This is a genomic window from Allobosea sp. GW823-FHT01F03 (assembly GCF_058798075.1).
This window is the reverse complement of the sequence record NZ_CM179505.1, coordinates 670,057-690,844: the sequence shown is the minus strand read 5'-3', so window position 1 is coordinate 690,844 and position 20,788 is coordinate 670,057. Positions and strand designations below refer to the sequence as shown.

The window sequence follows — 20,788 nt, the reverse complement described above, 5'->3', positions numbered from 1 at the left end:
TCATCGCGAATCTGACCCGGACTCTCTCATGAACCAGCACCTCCCCGTCGTCGACCCGGTCAAGCTCGACCGGCTGGCGCAGGTCGCCGTCAAGGTCGGCCTCAATCTCCAGGAGGGGCAGGACCTCTTCCTGACCGCCCCGCTGGCGGCGCTGCCGCTGGTGCGGCGCATCGCCGAGCACGCCTACAAGGCCGGCGCCGGCCTGGTCACGCCGATCTTCTCCGACGAGGAGCTGACCCTGGCGCGCTATCGCTACGGCAAGGATGGCAGCTTCGACCGCGCCGCCGGCTGGCTGCATGAGGGTGCCGCCAAGGCCTTCGCCGCCAACACCGCCCGCCTCGCCATCGTCGGCGACAATCCGATGCTGCTCTCGGGCGAGGACCCGTCCAAGGTCGCCCGCGCCAACAAGGCGAACTCGCTCGCCTATCAGCCGGCGCTGGAGAAGATCGCCAATTTCGACATCAACTGGAACATCATCGCCTATCCCGGCGCCGCCTGGGCCCGTCAGGTTTTCAAGGACGACGCCGAGGAGATCGCCGTCGCGCGCCTCGCCGAGGCGATCTTCGCGGCCTCGCGCGTCGACCGTGACGACCCCGTCTCCGCCTGGGCCGCCCACAACGCAGCTCTTGCCCAGCGAACGACATGGCTGAACGGCCAGCGCTTCGCGGCCCTGCATTTCACCGGGCCCGGCACCGATCTGACCATCGGCCTCGCCGATGGTCATGAATGGCAGGGCGGCGCCTCGACCGCCAAGAACGGCGTCACCTGCAACGCCAACATCCCGACCGAGGAGGTCTTCACCACGCCGCATGCGCGCCGGGTCGAAGGCTATGTCTCCTCGACCAAGCCGCTCTCCTATCAGGGCACGCTGATCGACGAGATTCAGGTCCGCTTCGCAGAAGGACGCATCGTCGAGGCGAAGGCCTCGCGCGGCGAGGAGGTGCTGAACCGGGTGCTCGACACCGACGAGGGCGCCCGCCGCCTCGGCGAGGTCGCGCTGGTGCCGCATTCCTCGCCGATCTCGCAGAGCGGCATCCTGTTCTACAACACGCTCTTCGACGAGAACGCCTCCTGCCATATCGCGCTCGGCCAGTGCTATTCGAAATGCTTCGTCGACGGCAGCACGCTGACGCCCGATGAGATCGCGGCGCAGGGCGGCAATAAGAGCCTGATCCATATCGACTGGATGATCGGCTCCGGCGAGGTCGACATCGACGGCATCAGGGCCGATGGCAGCCGCGTCGCCGTCTTCCGCAAGGGCGAATGGGCCTAAGCCCGAGCCCGGCCGATCGCGCCGCTCACCCCGGCGCGATCTGCAGCGGGTCGACCGAGATCGCCCGCTTCAGCGTGCGCAGCCCGAAGGTCGTGCGCGACTGGCGCAGGCCCGGCAGCCGGTAGATCTTCTCGCGCAGGAAGCGCTCATAGTGCTCGGTGCCGCTGACCACGGCCTTGACCAGATAATCATAGTCGCCGGTGACGAGATGGGCCTCGACCACCTCGGGAATGCGCGCCAACGCCTCGCCGAAGCGGTCGAGCAATTTGTCGTCATGCTTGTCGAGCGTGATCTCGATGAAGACGACATTGTCGAGCCCGAGCGCGCGATGGTTAAGCACCGCGACATATTTCTCGATCGCGCCGCTCTCCTCGAGCCGCTTCACCCGCGTCCAGCACGGCGAGGGCGACAGGCCGACCTTCTCGGCGAGCGCGTTGATCGTCAGCCGGCCGTCCTCGTTCAGGGCCGAGAGAATGCGCCGGTCGATCGCATCGAGCTCATCGCCGCGCCGCGCCTTTGCCGCCATAGAATGAATTTTCCGCGATACATCAAAACAGCAGAAATATCGTCCGAGAATAAGTCGATCACAAGGCCATTTCGGCAAGAAATAGGTATTTCACAGCCTTAACATGCCCGCATAAGGACGGCGCCCAGACGGGCGCACCTGCAAACGTGCCTTGCGGCCCGCATCGTGGCGCGGAATGCTGGGTCGGACAGAGCCTAGGGAGCGTGGACATGACAGACCCCTCACCGCTTCGGTTCCATGTTCCCGTCCCGGCCAGTCGCCCCGGCGAAAAACCGGACTTCTCCCATGTCGTGATCCCCAAGGCCGGCTCGGTGCAGCGCCCGCCGGTCGATGTCGACCCCAAGGAAATCCGCGACCTCGCCTATTCGATCATCCGCGTGCTCGACCGCGAGGGCGAGGCGGTCGGCCCCTGGGTGCCCGATCTCTCCAAGGACGAGTTGATCCGGGGCCTGCGCCACATGCTGACGCTGCGCGCCTTCGATGCCCGGATGCAGATGGCGCAGCGCCAGGGCAAGACCTCGTTCTACATGCAGCACACCGGCGAGGAGGCGGTTTCCTGCGCCTTCCGCATCGCGCTCGGCCCGGGCGACATGAACTTCCCGACCTATCGCCAGGCCGGGCTCCTGATCGCGCACGACTATCCGCTCGTCGAGATGATGTGCCAGATCTATTCGAACGAGCGCGACCCGATGAAGGGCCGGCAATTGCCGGTGATGTACTCCTCCAAGGCGCACGGCTTCTTCTCGATCTCGGGCAATCTCACCACCCAGTTCGTCCAGGGCGTCGGCTGGGCCATGGCCTCGGCGATCAAGGGCGACAGCCGCATCGCCGCCGCCTGGGTCGGCGACGGCTCGACTGCCGAGTCGGATTTCCACGCCGCGCTCGTCTTCGCTTCGACCTATAAGGCCCCGGTCGTCCTCAACGTCGTCAACAACCAGTGGGCGATCTCGACCTTCCAGGGCATTGCGCGGGGCGGCTCCGGCACCTTCGCCGCCCGCGGCCTCGGCTTCGGCATCCCGGCGCTCCGGGTCGACGGCAACGACTACCTCGCGACCTATGCCGTCGCGCAATGGGCGATCGAGCGGGCCCGCCGCAATCTTGGGCCCACGCTGGTCGAATACGTCACCTATCGCGCCGGCGCGCATTCGACCTCGGACGATCCCTCCGCTTACCGGCCCAAGCACGAATCCGACGACTGGCCGCTCGGCGACCCGATCGTCCGGCTGAAGCAGCACCTGATCGCGAGCGGCGCCTGGACCGAGGAGCGCCACAAGCAGACCGAGGCCGAGATCATGGCGACCGTGATCGCCGCCCAGAAGGAAGCCGAGAGCTTCGGCACGCTGCATGCCGGCGGCAAGCCCTCCGCCCGCGACATGTTCGAGGACGTCTATGCCGAGCTGCCGCCGCATCTGCGCCGCCAGCGCCAGCAGATCGGAGTCTGAGCCATGGCCCGCATGACCATGATCGAGGCGATCCGCTCGGCCCTCGACGTCTCGATGGGCCGCGACGACAATGTCGTCGTCTATGGCGAGGATGTCGGCTATTTCGGCGGCGTCTTCCGCTGCACCCACGGCCTGCAGCAGAAATATGGCGTCAACCGCTGCTTCGACGCGCCGATCAGCGAGCTCGGCATCGTCGGCACCGCGATCGGCATGGCGGCCTATGGCCTGCGCCCCTGCGTCGAGATCCAGTTCGCCGACTACATGTATCCGGCCTATGACCAGATCGTCTCGGAGGCGGCACGCCTGCGCTACCGCTCGGCCGGCGACTTCACCTGCCCTATGGTGATCCGCATGCCGACCGGCGGCGGCATTTTCGGCGGCCAGACCCACAGCCAGAGCCCGGAAGCCCTGTTCACCCACGTCTCCGGCCTGAAGACGGTGGTGCCGTCCAATCCGCGCGATGCCAAGGGCCTGCTGATCGCCGCGATCGAGGATCCCGATCCCGTGATCTTCCTCGAACCGAAGCGGCTCTATAACGGCCCCTTCGACGGCCATCACGACCGCCCGGTCACACCCTGGTCGAAGCACGAGCTCGGCGAGGTCGAGGAAGGTCATTACACCATCCCGCTCGGCAAGGCGGCGATCCGCCGCGAGGGCGCAGCCGTCACCATCGTCACCTACGGCACCATGGTCCATGTCGCGCAGGCGGCCGCCGAGGAGACCGGCATCGACGCCGAGATCATCGACCTGCGCACCCTGCTGCCGCTCGATCTCGACGCGATCATCGCCTCGGTCTCGAAGACCGGGCGCTGCATCGTCCTGCACGAGGCGACGCTGACGTCAGGGTTTGGTGCGGAGCTGGCCGCGCTGGTGCAGCAGCACTGCTTCTACCATCTGGAGGCGCCGGTCCTGCGCATCACCGGCTGGGACACGCCCTATCCGCATGCCCAGGAATGGGCCTATTTCCCCGGCCCCGCCCGCGTCGGCGCTGCGCTGCGCGAGATCATGGAGAGCCGCTGATGGCCGAGCGCATCATCAAGCTGCCGGATGTCGGCGAGGGCATCGCCGAGGCCGAGCTGGTCGAGTGGCACGTCAAGGTCGGCGACATCGTCCGCGAGGATGATCTGATCGCCGCGGTGATGACCGACAAGGCCACCGTCGAGATCCCCTCCCCGGTCGAGGGCGAGGTCACCTGGGTCGGTGCCGAGATCGGCGACACCGTCGCGATCGGCTCGGCGCTGGTCAAGCTCAAGGTCGCCGGCGACGGCACCGCGACCGAGGAGCCGGCCGAAGCCGAAGCGCCGGTCGAGCCGCCCAGGGCCAAGCCCGCCGCGACGGCCCCGACGGCCCCGGTCACGGCTTCCGAGCCTGCCCCCAAGCAGATATCGACGCCGAAACCCGCAGCTGCACCCGCCCGCCCGGCACCCGTCGCCGCCCCGCGCCGCGCCGCCGGCGAAAAGCCGCTGGCCTCCCCGGCCGTCCGGCTGAAGGCACGCGAGGCCGGCGTCGACCTGCGCCAGGTCCAGGGCTCCGGCCCGGCCGGCCGCATCACCCATGAGGACATCGACGCCTTCATCCAGCGCGGCCCCGAGGCCCCGGCCAAGGGTGGGCTCGTCGCCAGGACGGCGGTGACCGAGGTCAAGGTCGTGGGCTTGCGCCGTCGCATCGCCGAGAAGATGGCGCTGTCGAAATCGCGCATCCCGCACATCACGATCGTCGAAGAGGTCGATGTCTCCGCTCTCGAAGACCTGCGCGCCGCGCTCAACAAGAAGCCGACCGCCGAGCGGCCGAAGCTGACCCTGCTGCCCTTCCTGATGCGGGCCATGGTCAAGGCGCTCGGCGAGCAGCCCAATATCAACGCGCTCTATGATGACGAAGCCGGGATCGTGCGTCAGCATGCCGGCATCGACATCGGCATCGCGACGCAGACGCCGTCGGGCCTGATCGTGCCGGTAGTCAAGCATGCCGAGGCGCGCGACCTCTGGGGCTGCGCCCTCGAATTGTCGCGCCTTGCCGAGCGTGCCCGCGACGGCACCGCGACGCGCGACGAGCTCACCGGCTCCACCATCACCATCACCTCGCTCGGCGCGCTCGGCGGCATCGCCACCACCCCCGTGATCAACCATCCAGAGGTCGCGATCGTCGGCGTCAACAAGATGGTCGTCCGCCCGGTCTGGGACGGCGCCACCTTCGTGCCGCGCAAGATGATGAACCTCTCCTGCAGCTTCGACCACCGCGTCGTCGACGGCTGGGACGCCGCCGTCTTCGTGCAGCGCCTCAAGCAGTTGCTGGAAACCCCCGCGACACTGTTCGTGGACCTGTGAGCGGCGGGAGCGAGCCATGACCGACATCACCTGCAAGCTCCTCGTCATCGGCGCCGGCCCGGGCGGCTATGTCTGCGCCATCCGCGCCGGCCAGCTCGGCATCGACACCGTCATCGTCGAGAGCACCAAGCTCGGCGGCACCTGCCTCAATATCGGCTGCATCCCCTCAAAGGCGATGATCCATGTCGCCGAGGAGTTCGAGAAGGCCGCCCATGCCGCCGCCGGCAAGACGCCTTTCGGCCTGACCGCCGCCGAGCCGAAGCTCGATATGAAGCAGGCCGTCGCCTGGAAGGACGGCATCGTCCAGCGTCTCAACAACGGCGTCGCCGCGCTCCTGCGCAAGGCCAAGGTCAAGATCGTCCACGGCCAGGCCCGCTTCCGCGACGGCAAGACCGTGGCGGTCGAGACCGAGACCGGCCCGAAGCTGATCAAGGCCGAGACGATCGTGATCGCGACCGGCTCCGTCCCGGTCGAGCTGCCCTTCCTGCCCTTCGGCGGCAATGTCATCTCCTCGACCGGCGCGCTGGCGCTGACCGAACTGCCGAAGCGCCTCGTCGTGGTCGGCGGCGGCTATATCGGGCTCGAGCTCGGCACTGCCTTCGCCAAGCTCGGCGCCAAGGTCACCGTGGTCGAGGCGCAGGACAAGATCCTGCCGCTCTACGATGCCGAGCTGACCGCGCCCGTCGCCAAGAGTCTCTCGGCACTCGGCATCGAGGTCCTGACGGGCGCCAAGGCGCTCGGTCCGACCGCCAAGGGCGGCGGCCTGCGCATCGAGACCGCCGACGGCAAGGAGCGCGAGCTTCAGGCCGACAAGATCCTGGTCACGGTCGGGCGCGCCCCTGCGACCAGCAGGCTCGGCCTCGACGAACTGGTACTCGACATGGATGGCCGCTTCATCCGCATCGGCGAGCGCTGCGAGACCTCGATGCGCGGCATCTACGCCATCGGCGACGTCACCGGCGAGCCGATGCTGGCCCATCGCGCCATGGCGCAGGGCGAGATGGTCGCCGAGATCGTCGCCGGCGAGCCGCGGATTTGGGACAAGGCCTGCATACCCGCGATCTGCTTCACCGATCCCGAAATCGTCTCGGCCGGTCTTTCGCCCACGGAGGCCAAGGCCGCCGGCTTCGCGGTCAAGCTCGGTCAGTTTCCCTTCCAGGCCAATGGCCGCGCCATGACCCGCCATGGCGAGGCCGGCTTCGTCCGCGTCGTCGCCCGCGCCGACAACCATCTCGTCCTCGGCATCCAGGCCGTCGGACAGGGCGTCTCGGAGCTTTCTGCCGCTTTCGGCCTCGCCATCGAGATGGGAGCGAGGCTGGAGGACATCGCCGGCACGATCCACGCCCATCCGACCCTGGGCGAGGCCTTCCAGGAATCGGCGCTGAAGGCGCTCGGCCACGCCCTGCACATCTGAGGTGAACGCAGACAGGGGTACAACCCGGCGAGGGTTGACGTAGCGGCGCAGGCCGCTTCGACTGGCAGGAATGGGCCGCGACAGGCCCGCCCTGACTGCCGGAGCCTGCTGACGTGACCGAACCCTGCGATCTCGATGCCGTGACGGCCCGCCGCCTGATCGGCGAGAAGAAGCTCTCCGCCAGCGAACTGCTCGAAAGCTGCCTGGCACAGATCGATGCGGTCGATCCCGCGGTGAATGCCGTAGTCGCCCGCGACGATGCACGCGCCCGTGCCACGGCGAAGGCGGCGGATGCGGCGACCATGCGCGGCGAGGCCCTGCCCGCCCTGCACGGCCTGCCGATCGGCATCAAGGACCTGGAAGACGTCGCCGGGCTGCGCACCACCTATGGCAGCCCGCTCTTCGCCGATCACGTGCCGAAACAGGACCAGCTGATCGTCGCATCCGTCCGCAAGGCCGGCGCCGTCATCGTCGGCAAGACCAACACGCCCGAATGGGGCGCCGGCGCCAATACCCGCAACGCCGTCTACGGCGTCACCGGCAATCCCTTCGATCCCTCGCGCTCCGCCGCCGGCTCCTCCGGCGGCTCCGGCGTCGCGCTCGCGACCAATATGGTGCCGATCGCCACCGGCTCGGACACCGGCGGCTCGTTGCGTAATCCGGCCGCCTTCAACGGCATCGTCGGGTTCCGCCCCTCGCCCGGCCTGGTGCCAAGCGACAAGCGGGCGCTCGGCTGGAACCCGCTTTCGGTGCTCGGCCCGATGGCCCGCACCGTCCCCGATCTCTGTCTCTTGCTTTCGACCATGGTCGGCGACGACGCCTGCGATCCGCTGGCGACGACGATCCATGGCAGCTCGGTGCGCCGCCCCGAGGACTTCGCCCGTCCGCAGGCCTGCGACCTCGCCGCGCTGAAAGTCGCGATCACCCCCGATTTCGGCTTCGCTCCGACCGAGAAGCACATCCGCGAGGTCTTCGCCGACAAGGTCGGCCGCTTCAGCAAGGTCTTCGCCCGCGCCGACGAAGCGACGCCGAACTGCGCCGGCACCGATGAGAGCTTCGAGGTGCTGCGCGCCGTCAACTTCCTCGCCGGACAGTATGAGCGGGTGCGCGACACGCCGGAGAAGGTCGGCCCCAATGTCCGCGCCAATGTCGAGGAAGGCCTGCGCTATGGCGCGCTCGACATCACCCGGGCGCTGAAGCAGCAGACCGTGATCTACAATGAATGGCAGCGCTTCTTTACCGACTACGACGTCATCCTGTCGCCGGCGATGACGCTCTCGCCGCGGCCCTGGTCCGAGCTCTACCCGGCCGAGATCGACGGCAAGCCGACGCGGACCTATTTCCACTGGCTCGCCATGGCCTATGCGGTGACCATCGTCGGCCATCCCGCGATCTCGCTGCCGGTCGGCCTCGACCGCAACGGCATGCCCTTCGGCCTGCAGATCGTCGGCCCGCGCGGCGGCGACGCCAAAGTTCTCGCGGTTGCGGCGGCGCTCGAAGCGCTCTTGGCCGGCGATCCGCTCACCGCCCGCCCGGTACCGGATATCGCCAGGCTGAAGGCCGCCCCGAAACTCGCCGGCAGCCCGAATTTCCTCGGCTTCGACTAGGGTTGTCATTCCGGGGCGCCCCGAAGGGGCGAGCCCGGAACCCAGAACCGATGCCCGTTCAGGATGGACATACCGCTTCCGGAGGCTTCACGATCAACGTCTCGGCTCTGGATTCCGGGCTCAGGCCTACGGCCTGCCCCGGAATGACGGAGAGTTTCCGCACCAACCAATCACAAAAGGGGAGAGACCATATGAAACGCCGCCAGTTCTTGCAGGGCACGGCAGCCGCCGCCCTTTTCGCGCCAGCCATGGCGCAGCAGGCCTTCGCGCAGGGAGCGAGCGCGACCGTGCTGAAGATGGCGCCGCAGGCCAACCTGACCTCGCTCGACCCGATCTGGACGACGGCGACCGTCACCAACAATCACGGCTACTACATCTTCGACACGCTCTATGGCGGCGATCTCGACCTGAAGCCGCAGCCGCAAATGGCCGAGGGCCATGAGACCTCCGCCGACGGCAAGGTCTGGAAGATCAAGCTGCGCGAAGGCCTCGCCTTCCATGACGGCCAGCCGGTGCGGTCGGCCGACTGCATCCAGAGCCTGAAGCGCTGGTGCCAGCGCGATCCCTATGGCCAGTTGCTCGCCAAAGCCGTCGAGGCCTGGAACGCACCCGACGAGCGCACCATCGAGATCAAGCTGACCCGGCCCTTCCCGATGATGCTGGACTGCCTCGCCAAGGCCGACAACCCACCCTTCATCATGCCGGAACGGCTGGCCCAGACCGACGCCACCAAGCAGATCACCGAGATGATCGGCTCCGGACCCTACAAGTTCATTCCGGGCGAATACGTCACCGGCAGCCGCGTCGCCTATGAGAAGAACGAGGCCTACAAGTCGCGCAGCGAACCGCCGAGCCGCAATGCCGGCGGCAAGGTCGCCAATTTCAAACGCGTCGAATGGCACATCCTGCCCGACCCGGCGACCGCCGCCGCCGCCCTGACCAAGGGCGAGATCGACTGGTGGGAGCGTCCGCTCGCCGATCTCCAGCCCCTGCTCGCCCGGAGCCCGGACGTCACCCGCGAGGTCATCGACAAGAACGGCCGCGGCTCGATCATGCGGCTGAACCATCTGCAGCCGCCCTTCAACAATCCGAAGGTGCGCGCCGCCGTCCGCATGGGTGTCAACCAGGAAGACTATATGCGGGCTTCGCAGGGCGACGACACCACCGCCTGGCAGGTCTGCCGGAACCTCTGGTGGCGCGGCACGCCCTATTATACCGGCGAGCTCGAGGAGCTGATGCCGCAGAGCCTCGACAAGGCCAAGGCGGCGCTGAAGGAATCCGGCTACAACGGCGAGAAGGTCGTCATCATCAACCCGACCGACTTCCCCGATATCGGCCCGCTCGGCGACGTCACCTACGAGCTGCTGAAGTCGATGGGCATGAATGTCGAGATGGCGGCGAGCGACTGGGGCACGGTGATCCAGCGCCGCAACAGCCGCGAGCCGGTCGAGAAGGGTGGCTGGAGCATCTTCCACACCACCGGCGCGGCGGTCGGCTGGGGCAACCCTGCTCTGTCCAACCTCGTACGCGGCCCCGGCGAGAAGGGCTGGTTCGGCTGGTGGACCAATGCCAAGGCCGAGGAACTGGCCGAGGAATGGCTCTACGCGCCGGACGAGGCCGCGCAGAAGAAGGCGGCGGTCGCGCTCGGCCGGCTGGCGCTGGAGGAATGCGCCACCATCCCGCTCGGCCAGTTCGTCATCAAGACCGCCTATCGCAAGAACCTGACCGGCATGCTGCCGGGCTCGGCGCCCTATCCCTGGGGGCTGAAGCGGGTTTGAGGCCTCGCCGTCATTCTCGGGCGGCGCACAGCGCTGACCCGAGAATCTCGTGCCGGTAAGGTGCGGGGAACCCTCTCCTGTAAGGAGAGGGTAGGGTGAGGTGTAGGCCGTCGAACCAGCTCCGCGAGCGCTCACCACCCAGCCGCGTTCAGGCCAACGATTTCTCTCCCGAACACCTCACCCCTACCCCTCTCCTTCCAGGAGAGGGGTTCTACCGCGGTGGCTCGTGCGCCTACGCCGTTCCCGCCGCCACCGCCGCAGACCAGGGCGAGGCAGCGTCGCTGATCCCTTCCGCCGCGCCCTTTTCCGCCCGGATGATGTTCGGGCAGGCGAAATTCAGCGGCAGCACGCCATGCTCGACCACGGTCAGTGGCCCGGCGGCCGCGAGCGCCTCCAGCGTCGCTTCCGGCAAGCGGGCATCGGCGCTGGCCCCGTCCGGGCCGGAAACGTCGATACGCGGCTGGTGCGCGACCTCCTCGAGGCTCATCCCGCAATCCAGGGTGAAGGCGAGCGTCTGATAGACGCTCGGCAGGATGCGGCGTCCGCCCGAGGCACCAGCGGCATGGCGCGGCCAGCCGCCATCGGCCGGCGTCACCACCACCGGGCACATATTGCACAAGGGGCGAGCACCCGGCGCGATCGCGTTGGCGCTGCCGGGGCGCGGATCGAACCACATCATGCCGTTGTTCATCAGCACGCCGGTCTCGGGCAGGACATAGCGGCTGCCCATCGAGGAGAGCAGCGTCGTGGTCAGGGCGACGAGATTGCCCGCGCCATCGACCACGGTGAGATGGGTGGTGCAGGTCTCGCCCGGCTCCTTCGCCATCTGCGCGGCGCCGAGGCCGGCAAGCCGGCTGGAATAGGCCTGGCGCATCACCTGCGAGAGCCTGGCGAACCAGGCGGCATCGGGCACGCCGGCGGGGGGCCGGCTGTCCGCCATGCCCTCGATCACCGCCTGCAACGTCGGTGCCGCGGTCAGCCCGCCGGCGGTGTGGATGCGATGCGTGCCGCGCCAGTCGATCACCGGCGCCTCGCGCACGCTGGCGACGCAATCGGCGAGGTCCTGCGCATCGACGACGCCGCCGGCCGCGGCAATGTCGGCCGCAAGCCGCTTCGCCAGCTCGCCGCGATAGAAATCGTCGAGTCCGGCCTTGGCCAGATGCTCCAGCGTCGCTGCGAGATTGCCGAGCGGCCGGAAGCCCGGCACGCCCTGATAGGGCGGCACCGGCGGCAACCCGTCCGGCAGGTAGATCCGGGCGCTCTCCTCATAGAGCCGCAGGATCGCGGCCGAGGAGGCGATCTTCAGCGTCGTGTACCAATCGAGCGCCAGCCCGCGCCTGGCCAGCGCGATCGCCGGCTGGAGCAGTTCGGAGACCGGCATCGTCGTGCCGAAGCGCTCCTTCAGCGTCTTGTAGCCGGCGACGGAGGACGGGATGCAGAAGGAGAGCGGCCCGTGGATGTTGCGGTCGCCGACCACGCCCGGCCAGGCGAAGAAATCGAGCTTCATCTCGCCGGTCAGCGGATAATCGGCCGGGTCGGCCCGGCGCGGCGCCACCGGCCCGAAATCGACGACCTGCGCCCGGCTCTCGCCAGCCTTCAGTACGACGCCGAAGCCGATCCCGCCGAGGCCGCTGTTCCAGGGCTCGACCGCGGCCAGCGCGAAGGCAGTCGCGACCGCCGCGTCGGCGGCATTGCCGCCGGCTTCGAGGATCGCGGCGCCGGCCGCGGCCGCCTCGTGGTTCTGCGAGACGACGATGCCGCCGCGCCCGCGCGCCGCCGGTTTTTCCAGCTTCCAGTTCTGCGTGCGATAGGCTTCGGCGCGGCGCGGTTCGATGGTCATATTCGGTCTCTCCGGACGATCTCACCGCCAAGCTTGCATGGCCGCCGGCCGCGGTCACCGGCTGCCGGCGAAGGGCTGCCACGCATTCACAGCGTGCGCAGCTCCTCCTTCTTGACCTTGCCCGTCGCGGTCATCGGCAGGGCCGGAACGATGCGGATCTCCGGTACCTTGTAGGCGGCCATCCGCGCCTTGCACCAGGCAGTGAGCGCGGCCTCGTCCGGCTGCTCGGCGGCCGCCGGGTTGAGGCAGATATAGGCGACCGGCACCTGGCCGCGCTCGGCATCCTCGCGACCGATCACGCCGGAGCCGGCGATCGCCGGGTGCTGGCCGAGCAGCGCCTCGATCTCGGCCGGGAAGACGCTCATGCCCTTGACCTTGAGCATCTCCTTGCGCCGGCCGAGAAAGTGCAGATAGCCCTCGGTATCGATCACGCCGATATCGCCGGTGTGCAGGAAGCCGCCGCGGATCGCCTCGGCCGTGGCCTCCGGCCTGTTCCAGTAGCCCTTCATCAGCGAGGGCGAGCGCATGCAGATCTCGCCCTCCTCGCCGAGCGGCTTCAGCGCGCCGGTCTCGAAATCGCAGATCTTGAACTCGGTCCCGGCCTGCGGCAGGCCGACGAAGACCGGTTGCGACAGAAGATCGAAATCGTCCTGCTGCATCCCGACGCTGAAGGAATCCATGGTGTGCGTCTCGGTCATGCCCCAGGCGGCCTCGACCATGGTGCCGCCGGTGAGCTCACGCCAGCGCCGGCGGAAATCCGGATTGAGCTTCTTGACGAAGGAGGAGACCCGCACCCGCTTCAGCGATGTCAGGTCGAACTCCTGCACGCGCTCATGCTCGAGCACCTCGACCGTGTTGTCGACGAGCAGATAGGAGAAGCTCGCCTGGTGGCGCTCGACCGCCGCCATGAAGCCGACGGGATCCCAGCGCGCCATCAGCACGATGGTCGCCCCCGCGACGATCGGGAAGAGCAGGCCGGTATCCTCGCCGGCGATCCAGAAGATCGGCACGAAGTTGACGACGACATCCTCCGGCGTCAGCGCAAAGCTGGTCGAAAGCGAGGTCGCCGCCGTATAGAGCATGTCGCCCTGCGTATGGACGCAGCCCTTCGGCATGCCGGTGGTGCCGCCGGTATAGTTCAGCGCCGCGACCGCATCGAGATCGGGGACGATCTCCGGCACCGGACCGCGACAGGCCGCTAGCGCCGGCATCAGCTCGATCTCGTTGTCGCCTGCCGGCAGGCGCGGCTGCAGCACGGCGGCAGGCGCCGGGAAGCTCGGTTCGGCCGGCATGAAATCGGCGAAGCCGGTGACGAAGACCGTCTTCACCGAAGTCTCGCCGCGGACCTTGCGCAGCACCGACAGCAGCGCATCGAGGCAGATGACGACTTCGGCGCCGGTGTCGTTGAGCTCATAGGCGAGCTCGGCCTCGCGGAAGAGCGGGTTCACCGGCACATGCACGCAACCAAGCTTCAGGATGCCGAAGAAGGCGATCATGAATTGCGGGCAGTTGGGCAGGAAGACCGCGATCCGATCGCCATGGCGCACACCATGCCCGTTGAGCAGTGCGGCGAAGCGCTCGCTCAACCGGTCGAGCTCGGCATAGCTGATCTCGGTACCGTAAAAGATGCAGGCGGGCTTTTCCGGCTGGCGCCGCGCCCATTCCCGGAGATGCTCGCTGATCGCGATCTCGCCGAGCGGATAATGCGGCTTTCGCGGCAATTCGGGCGGCCAGGCCTTGTCCCAGAGCGCGTGCAACCCAGCCAGATAGGCGGCTTCCTGCATCTGCAAACCCGTCTCCTCCCGCTCTCTCGTCGCGCCCTCTGGGTGGCGCTGCGACTGCCTTGAGAAGAATCGATCTTTCGGGGCGCCGCAAGTGCACAGGCGCCCGGCATGCCGCCGGGCGTTACGGTGCGTTCACTTGCCGAGCACGAGATTGGGCAACCAGGTCGTCAGCGGCGGCCATAGCGTGATCGCGGCGAGCACGGCGAGCAGGGGAAGCAGCCAGGGCACGATCGCCCGCGACATCGCCTCGAACGAGATCTTGGCGATCTTCGAGGTGACGAAGAGCACCACCCCGACCGGCGGCGTGATCGTGCCGATCATCAGGTTGAGCACGAAGATCAGGCCGAACTGGATGGGATCGATACCGAACTGCGCGGCCGCCGGCGTCAGGATCGGGATCAGGATCAGCATCGCCGCCAGTGCTTCCATGAAGCAGCCGACGAAGAGCAGCAGCAGGTTGACGATCAGCAGGAAGACCAGCGGGTTGCCGGCGAGGTCGACCAGCATCGGCCCGACCGTCTGCGGAATGCGCGAGATCGACAGGCACCAGCCGAGCGCCGCCGCCGTCATCACCAGCGCGAGCACGACACCGGTGGTCTCGACGGTCTGCACGACGAGCTCCGGCAGATCGTTCAGCGAGAAGCTATTGTAGACGAAAAGGCCGAGCACGATCGCATAGGCGGTCGCGACCGCCGCCGCCTCCGTCGGCGTGAAGATGCCGAGCATCATGCCGCCGAACAGGATGACCGGCGTCATCAGCGCCCAATGCGCCTCCTTATAGGCAATCCAGAGCTGCGCCGTGCCGGGGAAGGGATGGCGCGGCAGGTCGCGCTTCTTGGCGACATAGACCACCATCGCCATCAGCGCGCCGGCCATCAGCAGGCCGGGGATGACGCCGGCAAGGAAGAGCCCGCCGATCGAGACATCGGCAGAGACCCCATAGATCACCATCGGCAGCGAGGGCGGGATGATCGGCCCGATCGTCGCCGAGGCCGCGGTGATTGCCGCTGCCGTCTCGGGATCGTAGCCCTCATCCTGCATCGCCTTGATCTCGAGCGTGCCGACGCCGCCGGCATCGGCCACCGCCGAGCCCGACATGCCGGCAAAGATCACGCTGGCGAGGATATTCGCATGACACAGGCCGCCGCGCAGCCAGCCGACACAGGCGGTGGCGAAAGCGAAGATCCGGTCGGTGATCCCCGCCGAATTCATGATGTTGCCCATCAGGATGAAGAGCGGCGCCGCCAGCAGCGGAAAGGAATTGGCGGATTGCGCGATCTTCTGCGGCACGATGCCGAGCGGGAAGCCGCCGAACAAGGCGAAGGCGATCGCTGCCAGCCCCATCGAGACGAAGAGCGGTACGCCCATCAGGAGCGCAATGAACCAGACCGGCAGGATCTGCAGCATCAGCGTGCTCATAGCGGCTGCGTCCCCGGCTCGGCGGTCTCGATCTTGCGGCCAGCGACGACGTCGCCGATCTCGGCCAGCGCCTGCAGGATCAAGGCGAGCCCGGCGAGCGGCATCACCACATAGAGCGCCGCGCTGCTCACCGGCAGCGCGATCGATTCGACATCCCAGTTCCGCTCGATCAGGCCGAAGGAATAGCGGATCAGGACCGCCGCAAAGACGATGATCGCCACCTGCGTCGCGACCTCGAGCACCCGCCCGGCCGGCCTCGGCAGGCGGTCGGCGAAAATGGTGATCCGGATATGCGAGCGCCGTCTCGCCGCGATGATCCAGCCGACGAAGCCGGTCCAGACCAGAAGATACTGGGCGAGCTCATCCGTCCAGGCCAGCGGCGCGTTGAGCTGGCGCGAGGCGACCCCGAGCAGCACCGCGACGAGCAGCGAAAGCAGCAGGGCGACGGCGGCGGCGCGCACCAGCCGGTCAGTGAGAGCGACGAGGGATTTCATTGGCGTCCGTCTCAAGCGCGCGGGGAACCCCTCTCCTGGAAGGAGAGGGGCAGGGTGAGCTGTTCGGAGCGGAAACGTTGGCATGAACCCAATCGCGCGGTGAGGGCTCGCGGCACTGGTCGAACCGCCTACACCTCACCCTGCCCTCTCCTTCCAGGAGAGGGTTCCCCGCGCCCATATCGGCCATCTTTGAGTCCTACAGCGCCGCGAGTGCGTCCCAGGTGCCCTTGCCCCATTTGCCCTCGAACTGCTTCGGCAGGCTCGCCAGCACCGGCTTGCTGAAGCTCTCCAGATCGGGCTCGGTGACGGTCATGCCCGCCGCCTTCAGCGTCGCGACGAGGCTGCCCTCCTGGCTGGCGAGCTCGGCATCCTGCCAGGCGACGCCATTGGCGATGGCTGCTTCGAGGATCGTCCGGTCGGCTTCCTTCAACCCCTTCCAGAAATCCTGGTTCACGATGATCAGGCGCGGGGTGATGATGTGGCCGGTCAGGATCAAGTGCTTCTGCACTTCCTGCAATTTGGCGCTGTGGATCGTCGGCAGCGGGTTCTCCTGGCCATCGACCGCGCCCTGGCTCAGCGCCAGGTAGAGTTCGTTGAAGTTGACCGGCGTCGCCTTGGCGCCCCAGGCCTCGACCATGGCCCGGAACGTGTCGACCGGCGGCACCCGCAGCTTCAGGCCGGCGACGTCGGCGGCGCTCTTCACCGCTTTTGAGCCGGTGGTCAGGTGGCGCTTGCCGTAATAGGTCACCGCCGCCATGCGCATGCCGCGCTTCTTGGCGAGCTCGTCGTTCATCTGGGCGAAGATCGGCGCCTTGGCGACCTTGGCCATATGGGCGGGGTCGCGCCAGAGATAGGGCGCCTCGATCACCGAGAGCTGCGGCAGGAAGGAGCCGAGCGCGGCGGCGCCGTCCGTCGTCATGGTCAGCGCGCCCGAAGCGACCGATTCCATCATGTCCTTGCCGGAGCCGAGCTGGCCGGCCGGGAAGGACTGAATGTCGACGCGACCCGCGGTCTTCTCCTTCACCTCCTTGGCGATGCGGTCGACCATCTGCACCTGCGGATGGGTCGTCGGCAGCATCTCGCCCCAGCGTAGCACGGTCGCCTGGGCCCGCAGCACGCTCGGCATCGCGATCGCGGCGCCGGCCGCGGCCGAGCCGGCGAGAAAGCCACGCTTGGTCAGCTTCGTCATGATTGTCCTCCTCCCTGTGTGACGCTTGCGCTCTCCTCCACTCCCTCATCCCGAGGAGCGATCTTGAGATCGCGTCTCGAAGGATGAGGTTTTGGAGATCGAGCGCCTTGGTCTTCTCCCTCAGAACGGCCGGTTTCCGGCTCGATTATGGGTCTCAGTAGCTCATCGCCCGGGTGCGGGCGTTGTTGATGTGCTCGCTCATCGCCGCGGCGGCCGCCTCCGGATCGCGCGTTTCAATCGCCGCGATGATCTTCAGATGGTCCTGCATCACCGGCACGATGATGCTGTTGTGGATGCGCGTCTCATATTGCCGGATCAGCCTGATCTTCAGCCAGGTGACGCGGAAGGCCTGACTGACGATGTCGTTGTCGAGATGATCGATGATCGCCTCGTGCATCAGCCGGTCGACATCCTCGGCCTCCTCGATCAGCGTCTGCCCTTCCTCGCCCGCCTCGGCGCGGCGCACGATCGCCTCGTGCCGCGCGCGTTGCTCGGCGATCTCGGCGTCGCTGGCATTGCGCGCATAGGCCGCCGTAGCCTCCTTCTCGAGGAAGAGCCGGAACTGGAAGGCGTTGCGGATCAGGTTGAGGTCGACATGGGCGACCTGCATGCCACGCTGCGGCACGGTCTTGATCAGCCCTTCGGCCTCCAATCGCGGGATCAGTTCGCGAATGGCGCCGAGCGGGAAGCCTGTCATCGCGACGAGCTCGCGCTGGGTGACGAACTGACCCGGCTTGATCTCGCGGGCGAGCAGCCGCTCGGTGAAGCTGGCATAGGCCCGCTCCCTGAGCTTCAGCGGCTCGCCTTCGCGTTCCGGCTCGGGCTGGCTCATCATCTCCCCCTCAGCGCGCTTTCCGTTCAGCCGGAATCGGCCGAACGGAAAGGGTTCGCGCCAAACCAAGTTGGAACATGTCCCTATCGCAAAAATGGCCCCCACTTTTGCGGAACATGCCCTAGGCCGCCTTGGCGCGTGTGATCTGGTCGAAGGCCGCAAACAGCCGCTTGCGCTGGCCCTCGTCAAGCGCCACCAGCGGCGCCCGCATCGCGCCATAGCCGGCATCGCCATGCAGATGGCCGACCAGCGCCTTCACCGCCGGCAGCACCGGATAGGAACAGATCTCGTCGACCAGCGCGTTCACCACCGGGTTCTCGATGCCGTCATAGACCAGGGGCCGGAGCAGCTGCGGCACGAGGTTGGCGACGCCGCAGATCGAGCCCTGCGCGCCGGCCCGCACCGCCCGCGCCAGCAGGCGCTCGTCGCCGACCAGGATGGCGAGCTCGCCATGCGCCTTCAGGAAGGCCTCGGTCGTCGGATAGTCGCAGGAGGAATCCTTGACGCCGGTGACGACGCCCGGAAACGCCTTCTTCAGCCGCTCGACCAGGCCGACCGAGATGTTGACCGCCGTCACTGAGGGGATGTGGTAGAGGATGGTGTTGCGCGCCGACGGGCCGAGCTTCTCGAAGAACTGCGAGAACCAGGCATAGAGCCCCTCGTCGCTGACACCCTTGAAGTAGAAGGGCGGCGCGACCAGCAATCCCTTCGCGCCGATGCTCAGCGCCGTCTGCGCCTGCTCGACCGCCTCGTGCAGCGAGGCGGCGGCGATGCCGGCATAGATCTGCCGGGCCGGGTCGATGCCGGCGCCGACCAGCGCGCCCAGCATCGCGGTGCGGGCCGGGGCGCCGAGCCCCGCGCCCTCGCCGGTGGTGCCGAACAGGGTGACGCTGTCGCAGCCATTGGCCAGGACGTAGCGGGCGTGATGGACGAGCCGCGGCAGGTCGACGGCGCCGCCCTCCCGCATCGGCGTGGTGATGGCGCAGGAGAGGCCGAAGCGGTTGGGGTCGAGGGCCATGGAGATCATCTTTCCCAGAGCGTGTTAAACTGACATGTTAGACAAAGGTTAGCGCGCAGACAGACCGGCGGCAAGCGGATCAGCCATCCTTGAGCCCTCCGGCGGAGAGGCCGGCGACGATCTCGCGCTGGGCGAGCACGGTCAGCAGCAGCACCGGCAGCGTCACCAGGAGCGCGGCGGCCGCGAGAGGTCCCCAGGAGATCTGCTCGAAGGTCAGCGAGTTGTAGACGGCCGATGGCAGCGTCCGGCTCGCCTTGCCGCCCAGCACCACCGAGAAGATGAAATTGTTCCAGGAGAAGATGAAGGCGAGGATGCCGCCGACGACGATGCCGGGCCGGGCCAGCGGCAGGGCGACATGGCGGAAGGCCTGCCAGGTCGTGGCACCGTCGATGCGCGCCGCATCCTCGAGCTCCATCGGAACGTTCTCGAAGTAACCGATCATGATCCAGACGATGATCGGGATGGTGATCACGAGATGGGTGATGACCAGCGCGGTGATCGTGCCGACGAGGCCGGTGATCTGGAACAGCAGGAAGAGCGGGATCAGATAGGACAGCGCCGGCGTCATCCTCGCGATCAGGATCAGGATCGCGAATTTGGTCGCCTTGCCACGCGCGATGCCGTAGCCGGCCGGCACGCCGACGGCGAGGCCGACCAGCACCGCCCCGCCCGTGACCAGGATCGAGTTCCAGAGATAGAGCGCGAAATTGTTCTTCTCGAACACGTCGAGATAGTTCGCCAGCGTCGGCGGGTTCGGGATGAAGACCGGCGGGAAGGCGGTGTTGTCGAGCTCGTTCTTGAGCGAGAGCGAGATCATCCAGAGGAAGACCAGCACCGCCGGCGAGACCAGCACGAAGACCGAGGCGTAGAAGCCGAGCTTCTTGGCGAGCCGCTGCATCACGCGTTCCACTTCGACTTCTGGCGCGCATAGAGCAGCAGCAGCGAGAGCATGATGATGATCACGAAGAAGATCACCACCACGGCCGAGGCGTAGCCGATCTTGTAGAACTGGAAGGCCTGTAGGTAGAGGAAGATGTTGAGCGTCTCGGAGGCAGTGCCCGGCCCGCCCTGGGTGATCACGAAGATCGTGTCGAAGGCCTTCAGCGCATCGATGGTGCGGATCACGATCGCCACCATGATGAAGGGCCAGACCAGCGGCAGCGTAATGTGGCGGAACATGTGCCAGTCATTGGCACCGTCGATCAGCGCCGACTCGTAGGGCTCCCGCGGCAGCCCGGCGAGCCCGCCGAGCACGATCAGCATCACCAGCGGCGTCCAGTGCCAGACCTCGACCAGGACCAGCGTCGGGATCACGGTGCTGGGCGAATAGACCCAGGGCTGCGGGCCGATGCCGCCCAGCGAGAGCAGATAGTTCAGCACGCCGAGCTGCGGGTGGAACATCATCGTCCAGACCAGCGCCACCGCGACCGGCGTCGCCATCATCGGCATGACGAAGATGGTGCGCAGCAGGCCGCGGAACGGGAATTCGCGATGGAAGACCAGCGCTGCGGCGGTGCCGAAGACGATTGGCAGCACCACGGCCAGCACCGTGAAATAGAAGGTGTGCCCCATCGATTCGATGAAGCGCGGATCGCGCAGCAGCTCTGCATAGTTCTGCAGGCCGACGAATTCCGGCCCGCCACCGATCTTCCAGTCCTGGCTCGACATGTAGAGCGTGAACAGCCAAGGAAAGACGATCACGCTGGCGACGATCAGCACCGCCGGCAACGAGAACAGCCAGTAGCGCGGCGTGAAATCCTTCGAATCCGCTGGAGGTGGCGGCGCCGAATTCGCGAGGCCGGAAGCTGGCAAGGTGGTGCTGGTCATGTGGTCTGCTTCATTCCGTCG

At 67.3% G+C, this 20,788-nt stretch carries 17 protein-coding genes; 7 read left to right on the top strand and 10 right to left on the bottom strand.

The features are described from left to right. Positions 1–28: 28 nt before the first annotated feature. Positions 29–1,273 (top strand): aminopeptidase, encoded by a 1,245-nt coding sequence (locus AC3RCC_RS03255; protein WP_492257574.1) that lies wholly within the window; start codon positions 29–31, stop codon positions 1,271–1,273. 25 nt (positions 1,274–1,298) lie between these two features. Here the strand turns inward: AC3RCC_RS03255 and AC3RCC_RS03250 are convergent, their stop codons facing one another. Beyond that, complete coding sequence (locus AC3RCC_RS03250) at positions 1,299–1,799, bottom strand: Lrp/AsnC family transcriptional regulator (RefSeq protein WP_492257573.1); 501 nt, start codon at positions 1,797–1,799, stop codon at positions 1,299–1,301. A 209-nt stretch (positions 1,800–2,008) separates the two neighbouring features. Here AC3RCC_RS03250 and AC3RCC_RS03245 point away from each other — a divergent pair, with 209 nt between their 5' ends. The 6 genes from AC3RCC_RS03245 (at position 2,009) to AC3RCC_RS03220 (ending at position 10,364) form a co-directional block, all read left to right on the top strand. Then, positions 2,009–3,241: a 3-methyl-2-oxobutanoate dehydrogenase (2-methylpropanoyl-transferring) subunit alpha gene (locus tag AC3RCC_RS03245; RefSeq protein ID WP_492257572.1), complete on the top strand. Its 1,233-nt coding sequence runs from the start codon at positions 2,009–2,011 to the stop codon at positions 3,239–3,241. Positions 3,242–3,244: 3 nt separating this feature from the next. Further along, positions 3,245–4,261 carry an alpha-ketoacid dehydrogenase subunit beta gene (locus AC3RCC_RS03240; protein ID WP_291633751.1) on the top strand — a complete coding sequence of 339 codons (1,017 nt, stop codon included), beginning with the start codon at positions 3,245–3,247 and terminating at the stop codon, positions 4,259–4,261. Then, the gene (locus AC3RCC_RS03235) at positions 4,261–5,565 is read left to right on the top strand and encodes a dihydrolipoamide acetyltransferase family protein (RefSeq protein WP_492257571.1); all 1,305 of its coding nucleotides are present in this window, start codon (positions 4,261–4,263) and stop codon (positions 5,563–5,565) included. Before AC3RCC_RS03240 ends, AC3RCC_RS03235 begins: the two co-directional genes overlap by 1 nt. 16 nt (positions 5,566–5,581) lie before the next feature. Further along, on the top strand, positions 5,582–6,979 hold the full coding sequence (gene lpdA, locus AC3RCC_RS03230; protein ID WP_291633747.1) for a dihydrolipoyl dehydrogenase: 1,398 nt from the start codon (positions 5,582–5,584) through the stop codon (positions 6,977–6,979). A 113-nt stretch (positions 6,980–7,092) separates the two neighbouring features. Next, the gene (locus AC3RCC_RS03225; RefSeq protein ID WP_492257570.1) at positions 7,093–8,586 is read left to right on the top strand and encodes an amidase; all 1,494 of its coding nucleotides are present in this window, start codon (positions 7,093–7,095) and stop codon (positions 8,584–8,586) included. 191 nt (positions 8,587–8,777) lie between these two features. Beyond that, a complete protein-coding gene (locus AC3RCC_RS03220; RefSeq protein ID WP_492257569.1) occupies positions 8,778–10,364 on the top strand; it encodes an ABC transporter substrate-binding protein in 1,587 nt (528 codons plus the stop codon). 232 nt (positions 10,365–10,596) lie between these two features. On the opposite strand, the gene AC3RCC_RS03215 is transcribed toward AC3RCC_RS03220, so the two are convergent. The 9 genes from AC3RCC_RS03215 to AC3RCC_RS03175 all read right to left on the bottom strand — a co-directional run bounded on the left by AC3RCC_RS03215 (position 10,597) and on the right by AC3RCC_RS03175 (position 20,767). Then, positions 10,597–12,204 carry a gamma-glutamyltransferase gene (locus AC3RCC_RS03215; RefSeq protein WP_492257568.1) on the bottom strand — a complete coding sequence of 536 codons (1,608 nt, stop codon included), beginning with the start codon at positions 12,202–12,204 and terminating at the stop codon, positions 10,597–10,599. 86 nt (positions 12,205–12,290) lie between these two features. Next, positions 12,291–13,988, bottom strand: a complete 1,698-nt coding sequence (locus AC3RCC_RS03210) for an AMP-binding protein (RefSeq protein WP_492258738.1) — start codon at positions 13,986–13,988, stop codon at positions 12,291–12,293. 132 nt (positions 13,989–14,120) lie between these two features. Continuing rightward, positions 14,121–15,407, bottom strand: a complete 1,287-nt coding sequence (locus tag AC3RCC_RS03205; protein ID WP_492257567.1) for a TRAP transporter large permease — start codon at positions 15,405–15,407, stop codon at positions 14,121–14,123. Then, positions 15,404–15,901 (bottom strand): TRAP transporter small permease, encoded by a 498-nt coding sequence (locus AC3RCC_RS03200; protein ID WP_492257566.1) that lies wholly within the window; start codon positions 15,899–15,901, stop codon positions 15,404–15,406. The genes AC3RCC_RS03205 and AC3RCC_RS03200 overlap by 4 nt, the downstream gene beginning before the upstream one ends. Positions 15,902–16,097: 196 nt before the next feature. Beyond that, positions 16,098–17,090, bottom strand: coding sequence for a sialic acid TRAP transporter substrate-binding protein SiaP (locus AC3RCC_RS03195; RefSeq protein ID WP_291645964.1), 993 nt, complete (start codon positions 17,088–17,090; stop codon positions 16,098–16,100). Between the two features lie 154 nt (positions 17,091–17,244). Then, on the bottom strand, positions 17,245–17,925 hold the full coding sequence (locus AC3RCC_RS03190; RefSeq protein ID WP_465247552.1) for a GntR family transcriptional regulator: 681 nt from the start codon (positions 17,923–17,925) through the stop codon (positions 17,245–17,247). A gap of 118 nt (positions 17,926–18,043) precedes the next feature. Further along, positions 18,044–18,940, bottom strand: a complete 897-nt coding sequence (locus AC3RCC_RS03185) for a dihydrodipicolinate synthase family protein (RefSeq protein WP_492257565.1) — start codon at positions 18,938–18,940, stop codon at positions 18,044–18,046. A 79-nt stretch (positions 18,941–19,019) separates the two neighbouring features. After that, complete coding sequence (locus AC3RCC_RS03180; RefSeq protein WP_291641342.1) at positions 19,020–19,838, bottom strand: carbohydrate ABC transporter permease; 819 nt, start codon at positions 19,836–19,838, stop codon at positions 19,020–19,022. Further along, complete coding sequence (locus tag AC3RCC_RS03175; protein ID WP_492257564.1) at positions 19,838–20,767, bottom strand: carbohydrate ABC transporter permease; 930 nt, start codon at positions 20,765–20,767, stop codon at positions 19,838–19,840. The genes AC3RCC_RS03180 and AC3RCC_RS03175 overlap by 1 nt, the downstream gene beginning before the upstream one ends. Between the last annotated feature and the right edge of the window lie 21 nt (positions 20,768–20,788).

Coding starts and splice junctions, on each gene's coding strand:
- AC3RCC_RS03240 (WP_291633751.1), top strand. CDS start 3,245: ATGGCCCGCATGACCATGATCGAGGCGATCCGCTCGGCCCTCGACGTC.
- AC3RCC_RS03210 (WP_492258738.1), bottom strand. CDS start 13,988: ATGCAGGAAGCCGCCTATCTGGCTGGGTTGCACGCGCTCTGGGACAAG.
- AC3RCC_RS03220 (WP_492257569.1), top strand. CDS start 8,778: ATGAAACGCCGCCAGTTCTTGCAGGGCACGGCAGCCGCCGCCCTTTTC.
- AC3RCC_RS03180 (WP_291641342.1), bottom strand. CDS start 19,838: ATGCAGCGGCTCGCCAAGAAGCTCGGCTTCTACGCCTCGGTCTTCGTG.
- AC3RCC_RS03185 (WP_492257565.1), bottom strand. CDS start 18,940: ATGGCCCTCGACCCCAACCGCTTCGGCCTCTCCTGCGCCATCACCACG.
- AC3RCC_RS03175 (WP_492257564.1), bottom strand. CDS start 20,767: ATGACCAGCACCACCTTGCCAGCTTCCGGCCTCGCGAATTCGGCGCCG.
- AC3RCC_RS03255 (WP_492257574.1), top strand. CDS start 29: ATGAACCAGCACCTCCCCGTCGTCGACCCGGTCAAGCTCGACCGGCTG.
- AC3RCC_RS03200 (WP_492257566.1), bottom strand. CDS start 15,901: ATGAAATCCCTCGTCGCTCTCACTGACCGGCTGGTGCGCGCCGCCGCC.
- AC3RCC_RS03245 (WP_492257572.1), top strand. CDS start 2,009: ATGACAGACCCCTCACCGCTTCGGTTCCATGTTCCCGTCCCGGCCAGT.
- AC3RCC_RS03205 (WP_492257567.1), bottom strand. CDS start 15,407: ATGAGCACGCTGATGCTGCAGATCCTGCCGGTCTGGTTCATTGCGCTC.
- AC3RCC_RS03190 (WP_465247552.1), bottom strand. CDS start 17,925: ATGATGAGCCAGCCCGAGCCGGAACGCGAAGGCGAGCCGCTGAAGCTC.
- lpdA (WP_291633747.1), top strand. CDS start 5,582: ATGACCGACATCACCTGCAAGCTCCTCGTCATCGGCGCCGGCCCGGGC.
- AC3RCC_RS03195 (WP_291645964.1), bottom strand. CDS start 17,090: ATGACGAAGCTGACCAAGCGTGGCTTTCTCGCCGGCTCGGCCGCGGCC.
- AC3RCC_RS03250 (WP_492257573.1), bottom strand. CDS start 1,799: ATGGCGGCAAAGGCGCGGCGCGGCGATGAGCTCGATGCGATCGACCGG.
- AC3RCC_RS03235 (WP_492257571.1), top strand. CDS start 4,261: ATGGCCGAGCGCATCATCAAGCTGCCGGATGTCGGCGAGGGCATCGCC.
- AC3RCC_RS03215 (WP_492257568.1), bottom strand. CDS start 12,204: ATGACCATCGAACCGCGCCGCGCCGAAGCCTATCGCACGCAGAACTGG.